Raw genomic sequence first — 18877 nt, 5'->3', positions numbered from 1 at the left:
TGACGCAGAGTAGAGGCGCAAGGTGAGCGCAGGGATACGTCCGGGTGTACGGCCGTTCGGGTGGAGTTGTTCCGCCGTCAGGCCGCGAGGTGCTCCAGCAAGAGCACCTGCCCCTCACCGACCGCGAAGCCCAGCACCGCGCCCGTCGCGATCAGGATCCACTCGTCCTGTTCGAAGGCCGGCCGGAGCAGCCGCTCGAACTCGTGCGGGGAGAGCTCCTTCATCTTCGACACCAGGACGTTGCGGATGTCCATCGCGTCGGTCGCGTAGTCCTCGATGTACCGCATCGTCTCCGGGAGGCGGTTCATGATCTGCTCCGCGATCGCCAGCTTCACGTCCTGGTACTTCCGGCTGCCCACCGCGAAGACCAGCAACGGCCTCGCGACGCTGCCGAGCTCGCGGTCGAGCTGGCGCTGGATCAGCGCCAGCACCCGGTCCGACAGCGGGCCGTGGAGGATCGCCTCGATGACGTTGTGCGGGGTGATGATCTCCTGGGCGATCAACGAGCCGTACGCCTCCGCGACCTCCGCGCGGCGCTTGAGGAACAGCCCCTGCCACGTGACGCCGAAGTACTTGCGCGGCTCGATCGGGTAGAAGATCATCCGCAGCGCCAGCCAGTCGGTGAACCAGCCGGTGAACAGGCCGAACAGCGGCATGATCAGCGGGAACTTGAACAGCACCCACGCGACCATCTGGATCACGCCGATCGCGCCGCCGAAGACCAGGCCGGAGCGGGCGATGAACTTGAACTCCTTCGCGCCCGCCTCCTGGAAGATCCGGTTCAGCAGCCGCTTGTCCTTGACCAGGCTGGTGACGACCATGCCCTTGAGGTCGAACACACTGTCCACATCGGACTTGATCAGGTCGAGCACGGCCGCGACCATCCGCGGCGACTCGTGCTGGACGCGCTCGATCACCAGCCGCTGGACCCGCACCGGCAGCGACTCCCACAGCCCCGGCTGGTAGTGCCCGGCCACCTCGCGGACGATGTCCTCGACGCCCGCGAGCAGCGGTTTCTCGATCTCCTGGGCGATCCGGGACGCGTCCAGGCGCGCGACGACCTCGGCGGGCTTGATCAGCTGCTCGGTCATCGTGTCGCAGGCGATGCTCGCCATCCGCGCCGCGCGCTTGGGCACGATGCCCTGCCAGCCGAGGAACGGCTTGATCCCGATGAACTCCACCGGCTGGAACATCATCCGGATCGCGACGAGCTTGGTGCCGTAGCCGATCAGCGCGGCGACGATCGGGATCGAGACGTAGAGGGGCCAGTGCTGCGCGAAGTCGGCGACGATGCCGGCGAGGAACGACCCCATCCCCGGTCAGCCGAAGCTCGGGTCGCAGGCTTGCCAGAACTGCGCCCCCAGGCGCGAGACGTGGATCGTCCGCCGGACGTACTTCGCGCGTTTGACGTGCTTCTCCGCGTCACGCACGGTCTCGTCGGTCAGCAGGATCTCGTACTGCGTCTCCAGCGACGGCACCTCTTCGTCGAGGTCGACCAGCCCCAGCCCGATCAGCCGCGTGACGTACCCGGGCACCTGGTCGGGCAGCGACACCCCGGCCGCCTTGCCGACCGTCGAGGCGTTGCGCAGCGCGACGCGCCCGCTGCCGCCGAGGCCGGTGCGCTCGACGACGTCGATCACCGGGAACGGCGAGCCGTCCGACAGCGCGGACAGGATGCGCGCCTCGTCCGGGGTCAGCTGACGCAGGATGATCGCGTAGAAGTACTCGCGCGCCCGCTCGCGGCCGAAGCCGATGGAGTGGTTGAGCAGCTCGGCCATCGCGGCGCGCAGCGGCTCGGCGTGGTTGTCGCGCGCGGGCACGATGGTGACGGTGGCTTCGACCTTGCCGGGCACCGCCGGGCGGTTCATCGCGGACGCCGCCGTCAGGGCCGCGTGGTACGGGTCGTCGACCTCGTCGAGACGGCGGCGCAGCTCGGCCAGCAGCTGCCGCTCGACCTGCCGCACCCCGCGTTCGGCGGTCTCGACGCCGGGGAGCTTGCGGCCCAGCGCGAACCCGGTGCGCGCGGCCCAGCCGGCCAGCTGCCCGGCGCGCCGCGCCAGGTCGGCCACCTCGTCCCCGGTGCCCCGGCCGTTCGGTCGCTCTGCGTTCACGAGCCCACTCCCCTCTGCGTCCGGGCTGATGCTACCTGCGGGTAGGCCGGATGGAGGTGTTTGGATGCCCACATGAGTCCGACGCGCTGGGGCCCGCCGATCGACGTCCTCCCGTACTTCTCAAAAGAAGAACAGGCGCTGATGACGCTGCTCGGCGCGCTGACCCCCGAGGACTGGGAGCGTCCGACGATGTGCGCGGGCTGGACGGTCAAGGACCTCGCCGCCCACCTGCTCGGCGACAAGGTCGGCCGGCTGTCCCGCGGCCGCGACGGGCACGCCTCCGAAGCCCCCCGCCCGGGTGAGGCGTTCCCCCGGTTCATCGACCGGATCAACGAAGAATGGGTCGTCGCGTGCCGCCGTCTCTCGACGGACGTACTGCTCACGATGATGTACGAGTTCATGGGCCAGACGACCGAGTACTGGGCGAAGCTGGACCTCGACGTGCTCGACGGGCCGGTGAGCTGGGCGGGCGACGAGCCGGCTCCGCGCTGGCTCGACGCGGCCCGCGACTATTCGGAGTTCTGGGTCCACCACGTGCAGATCCGCGAAGCGCTGGAGCACACGTCGCTGGAGGCCGAGTACGCCGAGCCGATCGCCGACACGTTCGTCCGCGCACTGCCGCACACCCTGCGCGACGTCGACGCGCGCGTCGGCAAGCAGGTCGGCTACACGGTCACCGGCGCCGGCAGGTGGTACGCCCGCCGCGAGCGCGACGGCTGGACGCTCGACCGCGGCGCACCGCCGTCCCGCACCCCGCTGGCCACCGTGACGACGGACCTGGACACGTTCTGGCGGCTCTGCACCCGCAGCGCCGCCGACGTCGGCCGCGTCCGCACGACCGGCGACGAAAACGTTTGCGCGCAGGTCCTGACGATGACCTCGATCATCGTCTAGCGGCGACGGGCCTGCTTCCGCAGCTGCAGGATCCGGGCCCCGCCGATCAGGGCGACCAGTACCGCGCCGCCGATGGCTGAGAACAGCATGGCGATCGCCAGTGGCAGGCTGCCCTCGGCGCCGAAGAAGTGCACCGTCGCCGGGTCGAGGTTCTGCAGGATGAAGACCAGCAGCACCACCAGCACCACCAGCCCGGCGATGACCGCGACCCAGGTGCCGCTGATCCGCGTCGGCCGGGAGCGCTTCTTGGTGGCCGCGCTGGTCCGGGCCGGGGCCGGGCGCACCGGCGTGACCTCCTCGGCGCCGGGCCGGACGTCGCCGGCGCGCAGTTCGGCGGGCTCGAGGGCGCCCTCGGGCACCTCGTTCCCGGGCAGGTCGTGGTGTGTCGGGCCGGTGGGGCGGTCGGCCGCGCCCCCGCGCGCGTGCGTCATGTGACCAGTGTCCGTCCGGGACGCGGGGAGCGCTGAGCCAAACCCCCTAACGGGCGAAGCCGTCGACCTCCCGGAGTACGCGGAGCGTGTTCTTCCCGGCCAGCTTCGCGCAGTCCTCGTCACTCCACCCGCGTTCGAGCAGCGCCGCGAACAACACCGGGTACTTGGACGTGTCCTCCAGCCCCTCCGGCAGCGTGCCGACGCCGTCGTAGTCGCCGCCGAGGCCGATGTGGTCGATCCCGGCGACCTCGCGGGCGTGCTCGACGTGCGCGACGACGTCGTCGACGGTGGCCTTCGGCTTGACCGGGCCGTCCCACTCCTTCACGAACTCGCCGCGCTGGGCCAGGTTCCGGTACTCCTTGCCGGCGGCCTCCATCGCGGCCTTCAGCTCGTGGTCCCACGCGGTGACCTTCGGCGAGATGAACGCCGGCACGAACGTGGTCATCGCGACGCCGCCGTTGCCGGGCAGCTGCGCGAGGACGTCGTCGGGGATGTTGCGCGGGTGGTCGTTCACCGCGAGGCAGGAGGAGTGGCTGAAGATCACCGGCGCCGAGCTGACCTCGATCGCCGCCCGCATCGTCGACGGCGCGACGTGCGAGAGGTCGACCATCATCCCGATCTTGTTCATCTCGCGCACGACGTCGCGGCCGAACTCGGTGAGCCCGCCGTGCTCGGGCTCGTCGGTGCCCGAGTCGGCCCAGGTGGTGTTGAAGTTGTGCGTCAGCGTCATGTACCGGACGCCCAGGCGGCGCAGGATCCGCAGCACGCCGAGCGACTCGGCGATGCTGTGCCCGCCCTCGGCACCCAGCAGCGACGCGATCCGGCCGTCGGCGAACGCGGCTTCGGCCTCGTCCGCGGTGTCGACCAGCCGGAGCCGGCCGGGGTAGCGCTCGGCCAGCTGGTGGACGACCTCGATCTGCTCGAGGACCGCGGTCACGGCGCTGTGGCCTTCGAACTCGCAGGGCACGTACACCGACCAGAACTGCATCCCGAGCTTCCCGTCGGCGAGCTTCGGGAAGTCGGTGTGCAGGGCAGGCTGCCGGACGGTCAGGTCGAGCGACGCGGCCGCCTCGACCGGGTTCGGGCCGCCGTGCTGCCGCAGCTCCCACGGCAGGTCGTTGTGCCCGTCGGCGAGGATGACGCCGTCCAGCAGTTTCGTAGCACGCTGTAGTGCCTCGTTAGTCATCGCCCGATCGTAGGGCGAGCCGATATACGCTCCGTACAAACGTCAGGGCGCGATCCACTTCGCGGCCGCGCGGACGCCGTCCACCGTGATCTGGTGCCCGCCGGGGTGGCGCTGCGTGACGATGTCGGCCCCGCGCTCCCGCAGCAGCCCGATCAGCTCCTCCGTGGACGCCAGGGGCGCCATCGGGTCGTGTTCGCCGTTCGCCAGGAAGACGCGGGAGCCGGACAGGTCGTGCGACGGCGGCTCCGGCACCGGCGACATCGCCGCGAACAGTGCGGCTTCGCGGACGACCTCCGGCCGCAGCAGCGTCACCGCGGCCGCGATGTTGGCGCCGTTGGAGAAGCCGACGGCGACGAGCCGCCGGTCACCCAGCCCGTACTTCTCGCGGGCTTCGAGGACGAAGTCGGCGAGCTCGTTCGCGCGCTTGACGACGTCTTCGTGGTCGAACACGCCCTCGGCCAGCCGCCGGAACCAGCGCGCGGCGCCGTACTCGGACACCGGGCCGGCCGGGGCCAGCACGGCGGAGTCCGGGCTCAGCTCGCGTGCCAGGCCGAGCAGGTCGTCGGGGCTGCCGCCGGTGCCGTGCAGCAGGAGCAGCAGCGGCGCGTCCGGCACCCCTTCGACGTACTTGTGCGCCAGCGTCATGACAGCTCCGGGTTGTTCTCGGCGGGGAGGTTGAGCTTGGGCAGCATGTGCTGGATCTCGTCGCGGCGCGGCTCGAGCCACGGCGGCAGCTTGAGCGCGCGACCGAGTTCCAGCAGCGGCTCGTCGATGGCGAAGCCGGGTTCGTCGGTCGCGACCTCCAGCAGCGTGCCGCCCGGCTCGCGGAAGTAGATCGAGCGGAAGTACTGGCGGTCCAGGATGGACGTCACGTGCACGCCCTGGTCGACGAGCTCTTCGCGCCAGGTCTTCTGCGTCTCTTCGTCGGGCGCGCGCCAGGCGACGTGGTGCACGGTGCCCGCGGCGACCAGGCCGCGCGGCGCGTCCGGCGTCACGAGGACGTCGACCAGCGCGCCCGGGCCACCCTCGCCGGCGGCGAACCGCAAACGATTGCTGTCCTGGGTGGCGAAGCTGAGGCCGAGGCCGTCGGTGAGCATGCCGGCGGTGGCGTCCTCCTTGTTCACCGACAGCGTCACCGAGTGCAGGCCGCGGACCGCGTGCTCGGCCGGGACCAGCTCGGTGTCCCACGGGTCGCGCGGGTCGCCCTGCGGGTGCGCGACGAGGGCGAGCTTCAGGCCGTCGGGATCACGGAAGGTGAGCGTGTCTTCGTTGTCGGCGTTGCGGACTTCGCCGGTCTCGACGCCGTTCGCCGCGAAGTGCTGCTTCCACCAGCCGAGGGAGGATTCGGGGATCGAGAACGACGTGGTCGTCGCCTGACCGGTGCCGTGACGGCCGCTCGGCGCGTCCGGCCACGGGAAGAAGGTCATCAGCGAGCCCGGCTTGCCGGCGCTGTCGCCGTAGTAGAGGTGGTAGGTGCCCGGGTCGTCGAAGTTCACGGTGGTCTTCACCAGCCGCAGGCCCAGGGTCCGCAGGTAGAAGTCGGCGTTGCGCTGCGGGTCGCCGCCGATCGCGGTGACGTGGTGCAGGCCGGACGTCTTGATCGCCATGGTTGCCTCCTGGTTTCAAGGTAACCGCAGAACCTCTTGCGAGCAAGATATATTCCGTACAGACTTTCCGGTAGGCTGAGCCGGTGGATCCGAAGACCGACGACGATGAGATCGTCACGTGGTGGGGCCTGGTCATCGAGGGCTACCTGGCCACGCAGGACAAGCTGATGGGCGAGATCGCCGACCGCCTCGGCCTCGCACCCGCGTCGTTCGACATCCTGCTGCGCCTGGTCCGCTCGCCCGACCACCGGATGCCGATGACCAAGCTGGCCACGGAGGCGGCGCTCTCCAGCGGCGGCTTCACGAAGGTGGCCGACCGCCTGGTGGCGGCGGACCTGATCTGCCGTGTCCCGAGCCCGGACGACCGCCGCGTCACGTTCGCGGCGCTGACCGACCACGGCCTGGACATGGCGAACAAGGCCAGGACCACGGCGGCGGAGATCCTGCGCCGCATCGTGCTGACCCCGCTGGGTGACGACGCGCCGGCACTCGCGGAAGCGATGCGAACACTCCGCGCGTTCAACGCCTGAGGTTGAAAAAGTCGAGGTCACAGCGGTGCGCGTCGCGGCGCACCATGGAAACCATGCTGACCGAATCGACCATCACGACCATGCTCCCGGTGACCGACAGCGAACGCGCCGGCCACTTCTACGCGGACTCCCTGGGCCTGAAGCAGACGGGGAAGGGCGAAGACGGAACGCTGTACTTCGCGGCGGGTGCGGGGGCCATCGGGCTCCGGACCATGCCGGCCGGAGCGCAGAGCGAGAACACGGCGTTGAGCTTCGAAGTCTCGGATCTTTCGACCGAGATCAGAGCCTTGGAGGGCCGCGGGGTGCGCTTCCAGGACTTCGACGTGGAGGGACTGAAGACGGTCGACCACATCGCGGAGCTGGGTAACGAGCGGGCCGCCTGGTTCACCGACTCCGAAGGCAACGTGCTCTGCCTGCACGAGGTCCTAGGCTAGGCCCGGCATCAGCTTCACCGCGTTGCCCCCGAGGACGCCGGTCAAGACGTCCTCGGGCAGGCCGAGCCCGGCCAGCTTCCGCACGTTGGCCGCCACCGAAGGCACCCCGGGCCAGTCCGTCCCGAACACGAACTTCCCGGCCAGCCGGGCGAGGTCGAACCGCTGGTAGTACTCCGGCAGCTTCTTCGGCGGCAACCCGGCGAGGTCCAGCCAGACGTTCTCGCGCGCCAGTGCGAGGAAAGCCGCGACGTCGTACCACCACCCGCGACCACCGTGGGCGAAGACGAACTGCAGCGACGGGAAGTCCTCGACCACATCGGACATCAGCTCGGGGTTCCCGAAACTGGTGCGAGAGCCCGGAAAGCTCGACGTTCCCGAATGGAGGATCACCGGCACCCCACGTTCGGCGCAGAGCGCGTAGACCGGGTACAGCTCCTTGTCCGCCGGAGAGAACGCCCCGTGCACCGGGTGGATCTTCAACGCCACCGCGCCCAGGTCCAGCTGCCGTGCCACCTCCGACGCCGGTGGGTGGTGCAGATACGGATTGACGTTCGCGACCAGCCGGAACCGCGTGGGGTTGTGCGCCACCAAAGGCAAGTTGTCCTCGATCGGCTGAATCCCGGTCGCCCGCGGGCTGTACTCGCAGAACAGCAGCACCCGGTCGACGCCCTCGGACTCCATCAGCTCGTCCATCGCCGACGGGATCACCGCACCGTCCGAGGAGTACACCGAACGCCACGGGTACGAACCCGCGAAGTCGTGCGCCCACTGCGTCCAGGCAGGCTTGAGCGTCGGCAGCCGCGGGGTGTGGACGTGCGCGTCCACCACGAAGTGCCCGTCGATCACGTGCTGGGCACCACCCGCAGGACGTCGCGGACCTGCTCACGGATCACGTTCCGGCGGATCTTGCCCGTCGCCGTCTTCGGCAGTTCCGCCAGTTCGACCACTCCTCGCGGACGCTTGAACGCCGCGAGACCTTCGCGGCAGAACTCGATCAGCTCGTCCGGGTCCACCGTAACCCCGGGAGCGGCGACGACGCACGCCACCGGCTTGTCGAGCCCGTCGGCGTCCGGTGCCGCGACGACCGCGACCTCGGCCACCGCCGGGTGCTGCCGCAGCCGTTCCTCCACTTCGGACGGCGACACCCAGATCCCGCCCGCCTTCAGCATGTCCCCGAACCGGCCCAGGCACGAATAGGTGCCGTCCTCGTTCCGGACGTAGCTGTCGCCGGTCCGCAGCCATTCGCCCTGGAAGACGAGCTTCGTCGCGTCGTACCGCGCCCAGTAGCCGGTCGCCGTCGACGGCCCGGCCACGAACAGCTCGCCCGGCTTGCCGACGGCGTCGATCACCGCGCCCGCCTCGTCGCGGATCTGCACGGAGTACCCGGGCACCGGGACGCCGGTGCTGCCCGGCCGCACCGACCCGGGCTGGTTCGACAGGAAGATGTGCAGCGCCTCGGTGGACCCGATGCCGTCGAGGATCTCCAGCCCGAAGCGGGCCCGGAACCGTTCGAACAGGGACGCGGGCAGCGGCTCGCCGGCCGAAACCGCCTGCCGCACCGAGGAAAACGAGTCATCCGGGACGTCGCTCGCGAGCAACGCCGCGTAGAACGTCGGAACGGCGAAGAACAGCGAAGGCCGCTCTTCGCGGACGCGTCTGGCGAACAACGCCGGCGTCGGACGCGAGGGCTCGAGCAGCGCCGTCCCGCCCGCCCCGAGCGGGAAGAAGCACGAATTCCCCAGCCCGTAGGCGAAGAAGAGCTTCGGGACCGACAGGAACCGGTCCGCCGGCGTCGTCTCGAGCACCCCGCGCGCGTACGTCTCGCACACCGCGCGGATGCTCGCGTGCCGGTGCATCGCGCCCTTCGGCTGTCCCGTCGTCCCGGACGTGTACAGCCACAACGCGGGCGAGTCCTCCCACGTCTGTCCACTTCGGAACGAGCCGGCCAGCGACGACCACTCGTGCGTCCGGACGCCGAACCCCGCGCCGTCCGACCGGTCGAGCAGGACGTCGGTGACCTCCGGCGCGAACCCGAGCGCGGTCACGGCCTGCTCGGCGAACTCGCCGGACACGCACAGCAGGCGCGCCCGCGAGTCGGCCAGCATCTTGCCCAGCTCGAGCCCGGTGACCATCGTCGACACCGGAACGGCGACCGCGCCGGCCAGCATCGCGCCGAGGATGCCGGTGAGCAGCTCGACGTCGTCGACCATGCAGAACATGACGCGCTCTTCGGGCCGCACACCGAGCTCGACGAGCCCGCCCGCGACCCGGCGCGACTCGGCCGCCAGCTCGGCGTAGGTGAGCGTGCGGCGGGGCGACACGACCGCGGTCGCGTCCGGGCGCCCGGCCGAAAGCAGGTACTCCGCGGCATTGAACCCTGTCGCCACCCAGACCTCCTACGTGAGGTAGACGTACTCGTAGTCGAAGGGCTTCCCGTTGATGCCCTGCCGCGGCGGGGCCACCCAGCTCGCGATCTTCCCCCGCTCGTACACCGGGTGCATCAGCGAGCGGACGAACGTCAGGTCCTCGGTGGTGGGCAGCCATTTGCTCTTACCCGCCTGCCAGGTCGCCTCGTCGACGATGGTGCCGTCGGGAGTGACGTGGTGGCCGGAGTTTATGCCGACTTCGCGGTTGAAGCCAGGGTGCGGCAAGCGGAACGTGAAGTCGATCCCGGCGTCGGCGAGGATCTTGTTCCAGCGTTTCAAGCCGGTCTGGCAGTCCGTCACGTACTCGCTGCGCAGGTCGAGGTTCAGCAGCAGGATCGCCTGCATCTCCTCCGCCGTCCAGGTGCCGTCGCCGGCCGGTTTCTCCAGCGTGCGGGCGTCGTCGGTGAGCTTGTGGTCGTCCTTGCGGCGCGTCTCCTGCCAGCGGCCCTTGAGCCCGGCGGTGTAGTAGTTCGCCGCATTGGTCGAGGTCTCGCTGCCGAACAGGTCGAGCGAGACGGTGTAGTGGAAGTTGATGTACTTCTGGATCAGGGTCAGCGGGATCCCGCCGTGCGGGCCGATGTCGAGCGTGTCGTGCTCGCGGATCAGCTCGGCGCTGCGGATCACCACGCGGTCGACGCCGGTGGTGCCGACCATCATGTGGTGCGCCTCCTCCTTCAGCATGAACTCGCAGGTGCGCGAGAGCGGGTCGAAGGAGGACTCCTTGAGCGTGCCGAGCTGGTACTTCCCGTCGCGGTCGGTGAAATAGGTGAACATGTAGAAGGCCAGCCAGTCGGCGGTCTCCTCGTTGAACGCGCCGAGGATGCGGGGCGCGTCGGGGCTGCCGGAGTTGCGCAGCAGCAGCCCTTCGGCCTCGTCACGGCCTTCACGGCCGAAGTACGCGTGCAGCAGGTACACCATCGCCCAGAGGTGCCTGCCCTCTTCGACGTTGACCTGGAACAGGTTCCGCAGGTCGTAGAGGCTCGGCGCGGTGAGCCCGAGGAGCTTCTGCTGCTCGACGGACGCCGGTTCGGTGTCGCCCTGGATGACGATCAGCCGCTGCAGGTCGGCGCGGTATTCGCCGGGCACCTGCTGCCAGACCTCTTCGCCCTTGTGCTCCCCGAAGGCGATCCGCCGGTCCGGGTCGCGCTCGGCGAGGAAGATGCCCCACCGGTAGTCCGGGACGTTGACGTGGTCGAAGTGCGCCCACCCCTCCCGGCCGACGCTGACCGCGGTGCGCAGGTAGACGCCCTGGGTCTCCAGCGTCGGGCCCATCTCGCCCCACCAGTGCATGAACTTCGGCTGCCAGCCCTCCAGCGCGCGCTGGAGCCGCCGGTCCTCCGAGAGGTTGACGTTGTTGGGGATCTTGGCGTCGTAGTCGATCTTCTCGGGCATCTGCGCTAGACCCGCTTCCTGTCGAAGACGGCCTTCTGACCCGTACCGTATCGGCGCAGCGCGCCGTCCGGCCCGGATGCGTTCGGCCGGGTGAAAATCCAGTTCTGCCAAGCCGCCAAGCGGCCGAAGATCTTGGTCTCGACGGTCTCGGGACCGACGAACCGGTGGTTGGCCTCCATGCCGGTGAGCGCGTCCGGGGAGAGCGACGCCCGGCCTTCGAGGGCGATCCGGATCTCGTCCTCCCAGTCGAGGTCGTCCGGGGCGTCGGTGACCAGGCCGAGCTCGACGGCTTCGGCCGCGCTCAGCTCGTGGTTCTTTTCGCGCGCGAGCCACGCGAGGTGGTCCTCGTCGCCGTAGAAGCGCGTCTGCAGGCGGGTCAGGCCGTTGCCCATCGGGAACGGGCCGAAGTTGGCTTCGCTGAGCCTGATCATCGCCCGTTCGTCGGAATCTTCGTCGTCGATCGGCGGCCCGTCCAGGATGTACTGGCGGTCGGCGGCGAGCGCGAGCTCCAGCAGCGAGCCGGCGAAGCAGCTGCCGGGCTCGATCAGCGCGATCAGCGTGCGGCTGGTGACGTCGAGGCGCTTGAGCGTGCGCTTGAAGTACTGCGTGATCTCGTTGCCCAGCCAGTCCTTCGCGCCCAGCACGGCCTGTTCGTGCGCGAGCACCTTCTCCGGGTCGCCGACGGTCTTCAGGATCCACGTGCCGGCTTCGACCTCGTTGGTGCGCAGCCGCAGGATGGCGTCGTCCAGCTCGCGGGTCATGGCGAGGAACCAGCCGTTCGCGCCTTCTTCGTGCAGGTCACCGGGGTCGTTTTCGGGGCCCTTGACGGTGATGGTGACCTGGTCCTTGGTCACGTCCGTGTCGACATAGCGATGTTCGAGCGGGGTCAGCTCGATGCCGCCCTCGCCGGTCCGGTCGGACTCGCGCGCGATCTCGCGGGCCCGCTTCGCCACGGCGTCACGGAACCCCTGGCGCGGCACCAGTTCGTCGACCAGCCGCCAGTCGACCGCGGTCTTCCCCTTGACGCCGTCGGAGCGGGTCGCGAAGACGTCGGCGAGGTCCCGGCGCACCCGCCGCTTGTCGACGACCCGGGTGAGCCCGCCGGTACCGGGCAGCACGCCGAGCAGCGGCACCTCGGGCAGCGCGACGGTCGAGGAGTTGTCGTCGATCAGGAGGATCTTGTCGCAGGCCAGCGCGATCTCGTAGCCGCCGCCGGCGCACGTGCCGTTCACCGCGGCGACGTAGGTCTGGCCGGAGTGCGCGGTGGCGTCCTCCATGCCGTTGCGGGTCTCGTTGGTGAACTTGCAGAAGTTCACCTTCCAGTGGTGCTCGGACGCCGCGAGCATCCGGATGTTCGCGCCGGCGCAGAAGACCTTGTCCTTCGCGCTGGTCACCACCACCACGCGGACCTCGGGGTGCTCGAACCGCAGCCGCTGCGTGGCGTCGTACAGCTCGATGTCGACCCCGAGGTCGTAGGAGTTGAGCTTGAGCTCGTAGCCCGGGACGAGCCCGCCTTGCTCGTCGACGTCCATTTCCAGCCACGCCACCTCCCCGTCGAGCTGGAGGCGCCAGTGGCGGTACTCGTCCGGACGGCGGTCGAAGGTCACCGGTGTGGTGGTGGTCACTCATCCGAGTGTCTACATAGTTCCGACGAACGTCAATGTTGTGTAGAAACTTGATCTCGCGAGGTCACCCGGTTGAGTGTCGCCCACGCCCAGGTGAGGAAAGCCCAGAGCGCGAGCCCCGCTGCGGCATCCGTGAAGATCGTCGCGAAGAAGAACCCGGGGATCTGCGGCACGCCGGTCAGGAAGTGGCCGAGCGTGATCATCCCGGCCAGCGAATAGACCAGCAGGAACGCCAGCGCCCGCGGATAGCGCCTTTGCACGTACGCGCGGTAGCCGAGCCAGCCGAACGTCGTGAACAGCACCCAGCCGAAGGCGACGACGATCCCCGCCACCGTGGCCGGGACGCCGGGCAGCTGCGGGTAATCGGCGACGCGGATGGCGTTGTGCGCGTAGTGGATTGTCGTGCTGACCAGCGAAAAGCCGAGGATCACGCGGAGCGTCGCCAGCCCCTTGTCCCGCAGAACGTCCATCTCGGGCCCCCTTGCCGATTTGATAGATCGCTCTAGCGACGGTACCCCGCGGCGGCCGCGCCGGGCAAGACGCGGCCGCCGCCGGGGTCACACCAGGTCGATGCGGTGCTGCGTCACCGGGTAGCCGGCCTTGGCGAACGCCTTGGCCATCGGGATGTTGCCGACGTCGGTGCCCGCGACGATCTTTTCCGCGCCGTACCCGATGAGGTCGTGCGTGGCCTCGACCACCAGGTCGTACGCGTACCCGTGGCCGCGCTGCTCCGGCACGACGGCGACGTACCCGACCACGGGGTCGTAGGCGTTGCGGCTCGGCAGGACGAACCCGACCAGCTCACCCTCGGGCGTGTACGCCAGCCGCCACCAGTCCCGCGGCGCCGGCATCCACAGCATGATGTCGAGGTCCTCGCGCGCGGCCGCGTCGAGCCCGTGCTCCTCGACCGTCTTCCGGACGTGCGCGTCGAGGCTGCCGACGTGCACCTTCTTGAAGACGTCGAGGATCACGTCGTCGTCCGGCTCGGGCCGGAAGACGAGCCGGCCGGTCCGCGCCGGCAGGCCGTTTTCCGGCGTCCAGCAGAACCGGTAACGCTCGACGAGCTTGCGGTAGCCCGCCTTCTCGGCCGCCTCCACGCGGATGGTGACCTCGTGCGCGACGTCCGGGTCGTCCTGCCAGCCGGGCGGCGTGGTCAAGGCGTACTCCGCGCGCAGCGGGACCCTCTTCAGCAGCTCGACGCCCGCGTCGAAGTCGGTGAAGTCGAACCAGTCGAGCGCGATCGGTTCCTCGTCCTTGGGCGTGCCCCACCACGCGGCCCGCGCCACGACGACGTCGTCGCGCAGCGCGACCCAGACCCACTCGGGCCGGTATTCGCCCTTGGCCGCCATCTCGGCGAAGTCGTTGCCGAACAGCTTGCGGCCGACGAGACCGCGGTCGGGCAGGGAGGTGAACAGTGATTCTTCGCCCGCTTCGAGCGGGCGCACGACCAGATCGGTCATGGAAGTCCTTCCGGGAGTACGCGCTCCCGGTCAGAAACCCGGCACCCTCGAGGCGAGGTGGGAGCGCGTGATCGGTTGCGTGATCATCGGACCCACCTCCCTTTCGCTCGTTCCGGGGTGCGCGGCTGAAGTTAGGGGCTCCCGCGGCGGGCGTCAACGTATTTTCTGGAGGACGACCCGCGTGCTCAGCCGGGGCTGCGCGTAGGAGTGCGAAGCCTCCAGGACGTACTCGCCGGCGATGTGCTGCCAGCCGTCCCGCCAGACTTCGACGGACCTCGGCGTGATGACGATGTCGGTCTCGACGGACTCGCCGGGTCCCGCTTCGACGCTCGCGAAGCCGGCCAGCCAGCGGGGCGGCCGGTCGCCGCGCTCGGTCGGGGCCAGGTAGAGCTGCACGACTTCACGGCCCTTGCGCGTCCCCGAGTTGCGGACGCGGACCCGGACGCGTGCGCCGCCTTCGTCGTCCGGGTAGACGTCGAGCTCTTCGTAGACCCAGGTCGTGTAGCCCAGGCCGTGGCCGAACCAGTACGCGGGTTGCGTCTCTGTCTTGGCGTAGGCGCTGTAGCCGATGTACACGCCTTCGCCGTACTCGAGAACGCCTTCTTCCGGCGTCACGTCGGTGACCGGGGCGTCTTCGAGCTTCGCGGGCCACGTCGTCGGCAAGCGGCCGCCGGGTTCTTCGAGGCCGAGGAGGACGTCGGCGAGCGCGTCGCCGCCGGCCTGGCCGGGGAACCACGTGAGCAGCACCGCGGCGACGTCGGCGCGCCACGGCAGTTCCACCGGGGAGCCGGCGTTGACGACGACCACGGTGTTCGGGTTGGCCTTCGCGACCCTGGCGACCAGTTCGTCCTGCCTTCCCGGCAGTGCCAGGGAAGTCCGGTCGAAGCCTTCGCTCTCGACCTCGGCGGTGGTGCCGACCACGACGATCGCGACGTCCGACTTCCCGGCCAGGGCAACGGCTTCGTCGAGGGCGGCGTCCGGGTCGAGCACCGGGCCGCGGTGGCCGAGCGCGAAGGTGACCCAGGCGAAGGTGCCGCGGGCGAACTCCGCCATCTCCGACGGGATCCAGTAGGTCAGGCTGACGTCGACGAGCTCGCCCGCCGTCAGCTCGATCTCCCGGCGCTGCTCGATCACCTGCATGATCGACGTGAAGACGTCACCGCCTTCGGGCAGGTTGACGCCGTCGAAGAGGGTCTGCCCGGCGACGGCGAGGCGGAGGTCGCCGGGGCCGGTGACGGCGAAGGTGTGCGTCCCGGTTCGTTCCGGCAGGTAGGTGCCTTCGATCTCGACCGACGCGAGCGTGGCGAGGTCGAGCCCTCGCGGCAGCTCGCCGATCCAGTTGATTTTGGCTTCCCTGAGCGGAAATTCAGCCAATCGGGTGCCGTCCGCGGCTTTGGCGGTCGCGCGGAGCCGGAAATTGTCGGTGGCCGGCGGTAGCGTCGTTCGCGGATCGGCACCGATGGCGAAAGCCAGGTCGGTGCCCGGGGGAACGGCCTTCCGGAGGCCGTCGAGAGGGGAGACGATGTGGTCGGGGAACACGGTGGCACTGCCGCCGCCGAGGATCTTGGGGTCCTCGGCCAGCGCGCCGATCAGGGCGATGCTCTGCGGTTCGCGCAGGGGAAGCAGGCCGGTTTCGTTGCTGAGCAGCACGAACGACCGGTGCGCGACCTCGCGCGCGATCGCGTCGCCGTCCATAGTGGACTGTTTGGCGGCGGGGCTGTCGCCGAGCGCGCCGGTCCGGTGGGCCAGCAGGAGCACGCGGCGCACCATCTCGTCGACGACGTCTTCGTCGACTTCGCCGCCGCGCACGGCTTCCGCGAGCCGTTCCCCGAAAACCGTGCGGGGGCCGGGCATCGCGACGTCGAGGCCGCCGTTGGCCGAGGCGACAGTGTCGCGCGCGGCCAGCCAGTCGGAGACCACGAAGCCGTCGAAACCCCATTCGTCGCGCAGCACGCCGTTGAGCAGCTCGGCGTGCTGGGTCATCGTGGTGCCGTTGACGCTGTTGTAGGCGGCCATGATCCCCCAGGGCTTCGCCCGCCGGACGATGAGTTCGAACGGCGCGAGGTAGAGCTCGCGCAGTGCGCGCTCGCCGACGTGGACGTCGGCGGTGAAGCGCTCGGTCTCGAAGTCGTTGGCGACGAAGTGCTTGACCGTGACGGCGACCCCGCCGTCCTGCACGCCGGTGACGTAGCCGGCGCCGATCATCCCGGTGAGGAGGGGATCTTCCGAGTAGGACTCGAAGTGGCGGCCGCCCAGGGGCGAGCGCTGGAGGTTGACCGTCGGGGCGAGCAGGACGTGCACGCCCTTGCGGCGGGCCTCCTGCGCGAGCAGCCGGCCGGCGCGCACGGCCAAGCGCGGGTCCCAGCTCGCGGCGAGGGCCGTCGGGCTGGGGAGCGTCACCGAGGGGTCGTCCGGGCTCCACCGGACCCCGCGGACGCCGACCGGGCCGTCCGAGAGCACCAGGGACCGGAGCCCGATCCGCGGGAGCGCGGGCAGGCTCCAGACGTCCTGGCCGGCGAGCAGGCTCGCCTTGGTGTCCAGGTCGAGCTCGGCCAGCAGCGCGTCGACGTCGAAGCTCATGGGCCCGTACTCTACCTGGCGATGGGTAGTGAACGTTATGGTTCCGTGACAGCTTGTCCCGTAGGCTCGGGATCATGACCCGGGCCAGGGGCGCCGACCGCCGAGCGAGCATCGTCCGAGCGGCGTTCGAAGTGATCGCCGAACGCGGCTATCGCGGCACTTCGCTGGCCGCGGTGGCCGAACGCGTCGGGCTGACCCAGCAGGGGCTAATGCATTACTTCCCCACGAAGGAAGACCTGCTGGCGGCGGTGCTGGAGACCCGCGACGAGTGGGACCTGCTGCACTTCGGCCACGCCCCGCAGGGCGACGAGTCGTCGATGACGGTCAACCAGCTGGCCGAGCTGGTCGACTACAACACGACCCGGCCGGGGATCGTCCAGACGTACACGGTGCTGTCGGCGGACAGCGTCACGGAGGACCACCCGGCGCGCGAGTACTTCCACGACCGCTACGAGCGGGTGCGGGCGGGCATGACCCAGATGCTCGAACGCCACCGTGACGAGCTGCCGCCGGGCGCGACCCCGGAGCAGCTGGCACCGATCGCGATCGCGGTCCTGGACGGCTTGCAGCTGCAATGGCTCCTCGACCCGGAGAAGGTCGACATGCCGGCCGGGTTCCGCACGTTCCTGACGCTGCTGGGCATCAAGCCGGACTGACGCTCGGCCTACAAATCAGCCCATGCCCACGCTCTGCCGCTCGACCTCGATCAGCGCCACGACCCGCTCCTGCTCCCGCGGGTACGGCTGCCCGATGTACTTGGTCGCGATCCGGTCGACGATCGCCCAGCCCGCGTCGCCGTCGACCCACTCGACCACCCGGCCGCGGATGATCACCGGCTCGAACGGGTTGTCCGCCGGGGTAAGGGAGAGCGCCACCCGCGGGTCGCGCTGAAGGTTCTTGGCCTTGCGCGAGTCCGGGCCCGTCATGATCGCGATGTACTCGCCCTCGGGGTCGACCCAGAGCGGGATCGAGTGCGGGGCGCCGTCGGGCAGGACGGTGGCGAGGTGACCCACGACGGCGGTCTCGAGGATGCGGCGGATGGTGGCGTCGATCATGGCTTTCTCCTTTAGGCGATCGCGTAGTGGAGGTGGGTGACACCGGGCGCGGCGACGGCTTCGACGAGCCGCAACCGTACGTGCGAAGGCAGCTCCTGGAAGAACGACCGGCCGCCGCCGAGCAGGACCGGCACCTGGTGGAGGACGACCTCGTCGACCAGGCCCGCCGCCAGCGCCGACGTCAGGACGCCGCCGCCCATGAGGCCGACGTCCTTGCCGCCCGCCGCCTCGCGGGCGGCCTCGATGGCTTCCTTGACGTCGCCGAACAGGGTCTGGCGCTCGGTCAGCTCCGGCGCGGGCCGGTGGCTTACAAGGAACAGCGGGGCGTCCGGGTGCGGGCTGCCGCCGCCGAAGTGGTCCGAGTCCTCGTAGGTGTTGCGGCCCGCCACGATCGCGCCGACGCGGCCGGCCAGGTCGTCGAAAACACGGGCGCTCGGCTCGCTGAGGGTGAAGAAGTCGAACACCCGGCTCCGCGTGTCGCCGTCGGTGTACCAGTCGAAAAGCGTTCCGCCGTCACCGAGACCGTGCCCGGGGCCGGCGTCGCGGCCGGTGATGTACCCGTCCACCGACACCGCGTGGGCGGCGAAGACCTTGCTCATCGTCGCGATCCTTTCGGAGTTCCTTGAGGAGACTTCATGACCGTAGCAGTCAGAGTTCCCTCAGGGAACCCCGAATGCTAAAGTGGTGTCATGCAGCGCACGAACTTCAGTGAACTGGCCGCGTGCTCGATCGCGCGCACGCTCGACGTCATCGGCGAACCCTGGTCACCCCTGATCCTGCGGGACGTGTGGGTCGGCATCAGCCGGTTCGAACAGATCCAGGCCGACCTCGGCATCTCGCGCAAGGTCCTGACCGAACGCCTGAACCACCTCGTCGACCAGGGCATCGTGGAACGGCGGCCGTACGACCGGCGGCCGCGCTACGAGTACGTCCTGACCGAACAGGGCACCGAGCTCGTCGACATGCTCATGGCCATGACCCGCTGGGGCGACAAGTGGCTCGCGGGCGAGGCCGGCCCGCCGGTGCTCTACCGGCACCACGCGTGCGGCGAAATCACCACCGTCGACCTGCGCTGCACCCAGTGCGGCGAGTCGATGCACGCCCGCGACATCGACGTGCTCCCCGGCCCCGGCGCGGCGAAGTAAC

Annotated in this window: 20 protein-coding genes; 5 read left to right on the top strand and 15 right to left on the bottom strand. The window is 69.8% G+C overall.

Annotation, left to right across the window (positions count from 1 at the left end; translation table 11 throughout):
• Positions 1-77: 77 nt before the first annotated feature.
• Both ACZ7OU_RS10435 and ACZ7OU_RS10430 read right to left on the bottom strand, forming a co-directional pair.
• A complete protein-coding gene (locus ACZ7OU_RS10435; RefSeq protein ID WP_470242220.1) occupies positions 78-1313 on the bottom strand; it encodes a DUF445 domain-containing protein in 1236 nt (411 codons plus the stop codon).
• A gap of 6 nt (positions 1314-1319) precedes the next feature.
• Positions 1320-2111 carry an Abi-alpha family protein gene (locus ACZ7OU_RS10430; protein WP_470242221.1) on the bottom strand — a complete coding sequence of 264 codons (792 nt, stop codon included), beginning with the start codon at positions 2109-2111 and terminating at the stop codon, positions 1320-1322.
• 72 nt (positions 2112-2183) lie between these two features.
• Here ACZ7OU_RS10430 and ACZ7OU_RS10425 point away from each other — a divergent pair, with 72 nt between their 5' ends.
• On the top strand, positions 2184-3005 hold the full coding sequence (locus ACZ7OU_RS10425) for a maleylpyruvate isomerase family mycothiol-dependent enzyme (protein ID WP_470254879.1): 822 nt from the start codon (positions 2184-2186) through the stop codon (positions 3003-3005).
• On the opposite strand, the gene ACZ7OU_RS10420 is transcribed toward ACZ7OU_RS10425, so the two are convergent.
• Genes ACZ7OU_RS10420 through ACZ7OU_RS10405 form a run of 4 tightly spaced genes read right to left on the bottom strand, consistent with a single transcriptional unit; the run spans position 3002 to position 6229 of the window.
• The gene (locus ACZ7OU_RS10420; RefSeq protein WP_470254878.1) at positions 3002-3436 is read right to left on the bottom strand and encodes a LapA family protein; all 435 of its coding nucleotides are present in this window, start codon (positions 3434-3436) and stop codon (positions 3002-3004) included. The genes ACZ7OU_RS10425 and ACZ7OU_RS10420 overlap by 4 nt on opposite strands.
• Positions 3437-3482: 46 nt before the next feature.
• The gene (locus ACZ7OU_RS10415; protein ID WP_470242224.1) at positions 3483-4622 is read right to left on the bottom strand and encodes a dipeptidase; all 1140 of its coding nucleotides are present in this window, start codon (positions 4620-4622) and stop codon (positions 3483-3485) included.
• Between the two features lie 42 nt (positions 4623-4664).
• Positions 4665-5267 (bottom strand): alpha/beta hydrolase, encoded by a 603-nt coding sequence (locus tag ACZ7OU_RS10410; protein WP_470242225.1) that lies wholly within the window; start codon positions 5265-5267, stop codon positions 4665-4667.
• A complete protein-coding gene (locus tag ACZ7OU_RS10405) occupies positions 5264-6229 on the bottom strand; it encodes a ring-cleaving dioxygenase (RefSeq protein ID WP_470242226.1) in 966 nt (321 codons plus the stop codon). The genes ACZ7OU_RS10410 and ACZ7OU_RS10405 overlap by 4 nt, the downstream gene beginning before the upstream one ends.
• 83 nt (positions 6230-6312) lie before the next feature.
• Between ACZ7OU_RS10405 and ACZ7OU_RS10400 the strand changes: the two genes are divergently transcribed.
• On the top strand, positions 6313-6759 hold the full coding sequence (locus ACZ7OU_RS10400) for a MarR family winged helix-turn-helix transcriptional regulator (protein ID WP_470242227.1): 447 nt from the start codon (positions 6313-6315) through the stop codon (positions 6757-6759).
• Positions 6760-6812: 53 nt separating this feature from the next.
• Entirely contained in the window at positions 6813-7193 is a 381-nt protein-coding gene (locus ACZ7OU_RS10395) for a VOC family protein (RefSeq protein ID WP_470242228.1), read from the top strand.
• Here the strand turns inward: ACZ7OU_RS10395 and ACZ7OU_RS10390 are convergent.
• The 7 genes from ACZ7OU_RS10390 to ACZ7OU_RS10360 form a co-directional block, all read right to left on the bottom strand.
• Positions 7185-8039 carry an amidohydrolase family protein gene (locus ACZ7OU_RS10390; RefSeq protein ID WP_470242229.1) on the bottom strand — a complete coding sequence of 285 codons (855 nt, stop codon included), beginning with the start codon at positions 8037-8039 and terminating at the stop codon, positions 7185-7187. The genes ACZ7OU_RS10395 and ACZ7OU_RS10390 overlap by 9 nt on opposite strands.
• Complete coding sequence (locus tag ACZ7OU_RS10385; protein WP_470242230.1) at positions 8036-9580, bottom strand: benzoate-CoA ligase family protein; 1545 nt, start codon at positions 9578-9580, stop codon at positions 8036-8038. Before ACZ7OU_RS10385 ends, ACZ7OU_RS10390 begins: the two co-directional genes overlap by 4 nt.
• 9 nt (positions 9581-9589) lie before the next feature.
• Positions 9590-11011 carry a benzoyl-CoA 2,3-epoxidase subunit BoxB gene (gene boxB, locus ACZ7OU_RS10380; protein WP_470254877.1) on the bottom strand — a complete coding sequence of 474 codons (1422 nt, stop codon included), beginning with the start codon at positions 11009-11011 and terminating at the stop codon, positions 9590-9592.
• 5 nt (positions 11012-11016) lie between these two features.
• Entirely contained in the window at positions 11017-12636 is a 1620-nt protein-coding gene (gene boxC / locus ACZ7OU_RS10375) for a 2,3-epoxybenzoyl-CoA dihydrolase (protein ID WP_470254876.1), read from the bottom strand.
• 32 nt (positions 12637-12668) lie between these two features.
• Positions 12669-13106 (bottom strand): hypothetical protein, encoded by a 438-nt coding sequence (locus ACZ7OU_RS10370; protein ID WP_470254875.1) that lies wholly within the window; start codon positions 13104-13106, stop codon positions 12669-12671.
• Between the two features lie 87 nt (positions 13107-13193).
• A complete protein-coding gene (locus ACZ7OU_RS10365; protein WP_470254874.1) occupies positions 13194-14096 on the bottom strand; it encodes a GNAT family N-acetyltransferase in 903 nt (300 codons plus the stop codon).
• 153 nt (positions 14097-14249) lie between these two features.
• Positions 14250-16676 (bottom strand): beta-glucosidase H, encoded by a 2427-nt coding sequence (locus ACZ7OU_RS10360; RefSeq protein WP_470254873.1) that lies wholly within the window; start codon positions 16674-16676, stop codon positions 14250-14252.
• Between the two features lie 74 nt (positions 16677-16750).
• Here ACZ7OU_RS10360 and ACZ7OU_RS10355 point away from each other — a divergent pair, with 74 nt between their 5' ends.
• Complete coding sequence (locus tag ACZ7OU_RS10355; protein WP_470242236.1) at positions 16751-17332, top strand: TetR/AcrR family transcriptional regulator; 582 nt, start codon at positions 16751-16753, stop codon at positions 17330-17332.
• A gap of 15 nt (positions 17333-17347) precedes the next feature.
• Here ACZ7OU_RS10355 and ACZ7OU_RS10350 read toward each other — a convergent pair whose 3' ends face one another.
• Both ACZ7OU_RS10350 and ACZ7OU_RS10345 read right to left on the bottom strand, forming a co-directional pair.
• The gene (locus tag ACZ7OU_RS10350; RefSeq protein ID WP_470254872.1) at positions 17348-17731 is read right to left on the bottom strand and encodes a TIGR03618 family F420-dependent PPOX class oxidoreductase; all 384 of its coding nucleotides are present in this window, start codon (positions 17729-17731) and stop codon (positions 17348-17350) included.
• Between the two features lie 11 nt (positions 17732-17742).
• Entirely contained in the window at positions 17743-18330 is a 588-nt protein-coding gene (locus ACZ7OU_RS10345; RefSeq protein WP_470254871.1) for a dihydrofolate reductase family protein, read from the bottom strand.
• A gap of 90 nt (positions 18331-18420) precedes the next feature.
• Here ACZ7OU_RS10345 and ACZ7OU_RS10340 point away from each other — a divergent pair, with 90 nt between their 5' ends.
• Positions 18421-18876 carry a winged helix-turn-helix transcriptional regulator gene (locus ACZ7OU_RS10340; protein WP_470254870.1) on the top strand — a complete coding sequence of 152 codons (456 nt, stop codon included), beginning with the start codon at positions 18421-18423 and terminating at the stop codon, positions 18874-18876.
• Position 18877 lies beyond the last annotated feature (1 nt).

It is taken from the genome of Amycolatopsis sp. NPDC114505, from assembly GCF_055633615.1.
This window is presented reverse-complemented; position numbering and strand designations above follow the sequence as displayed.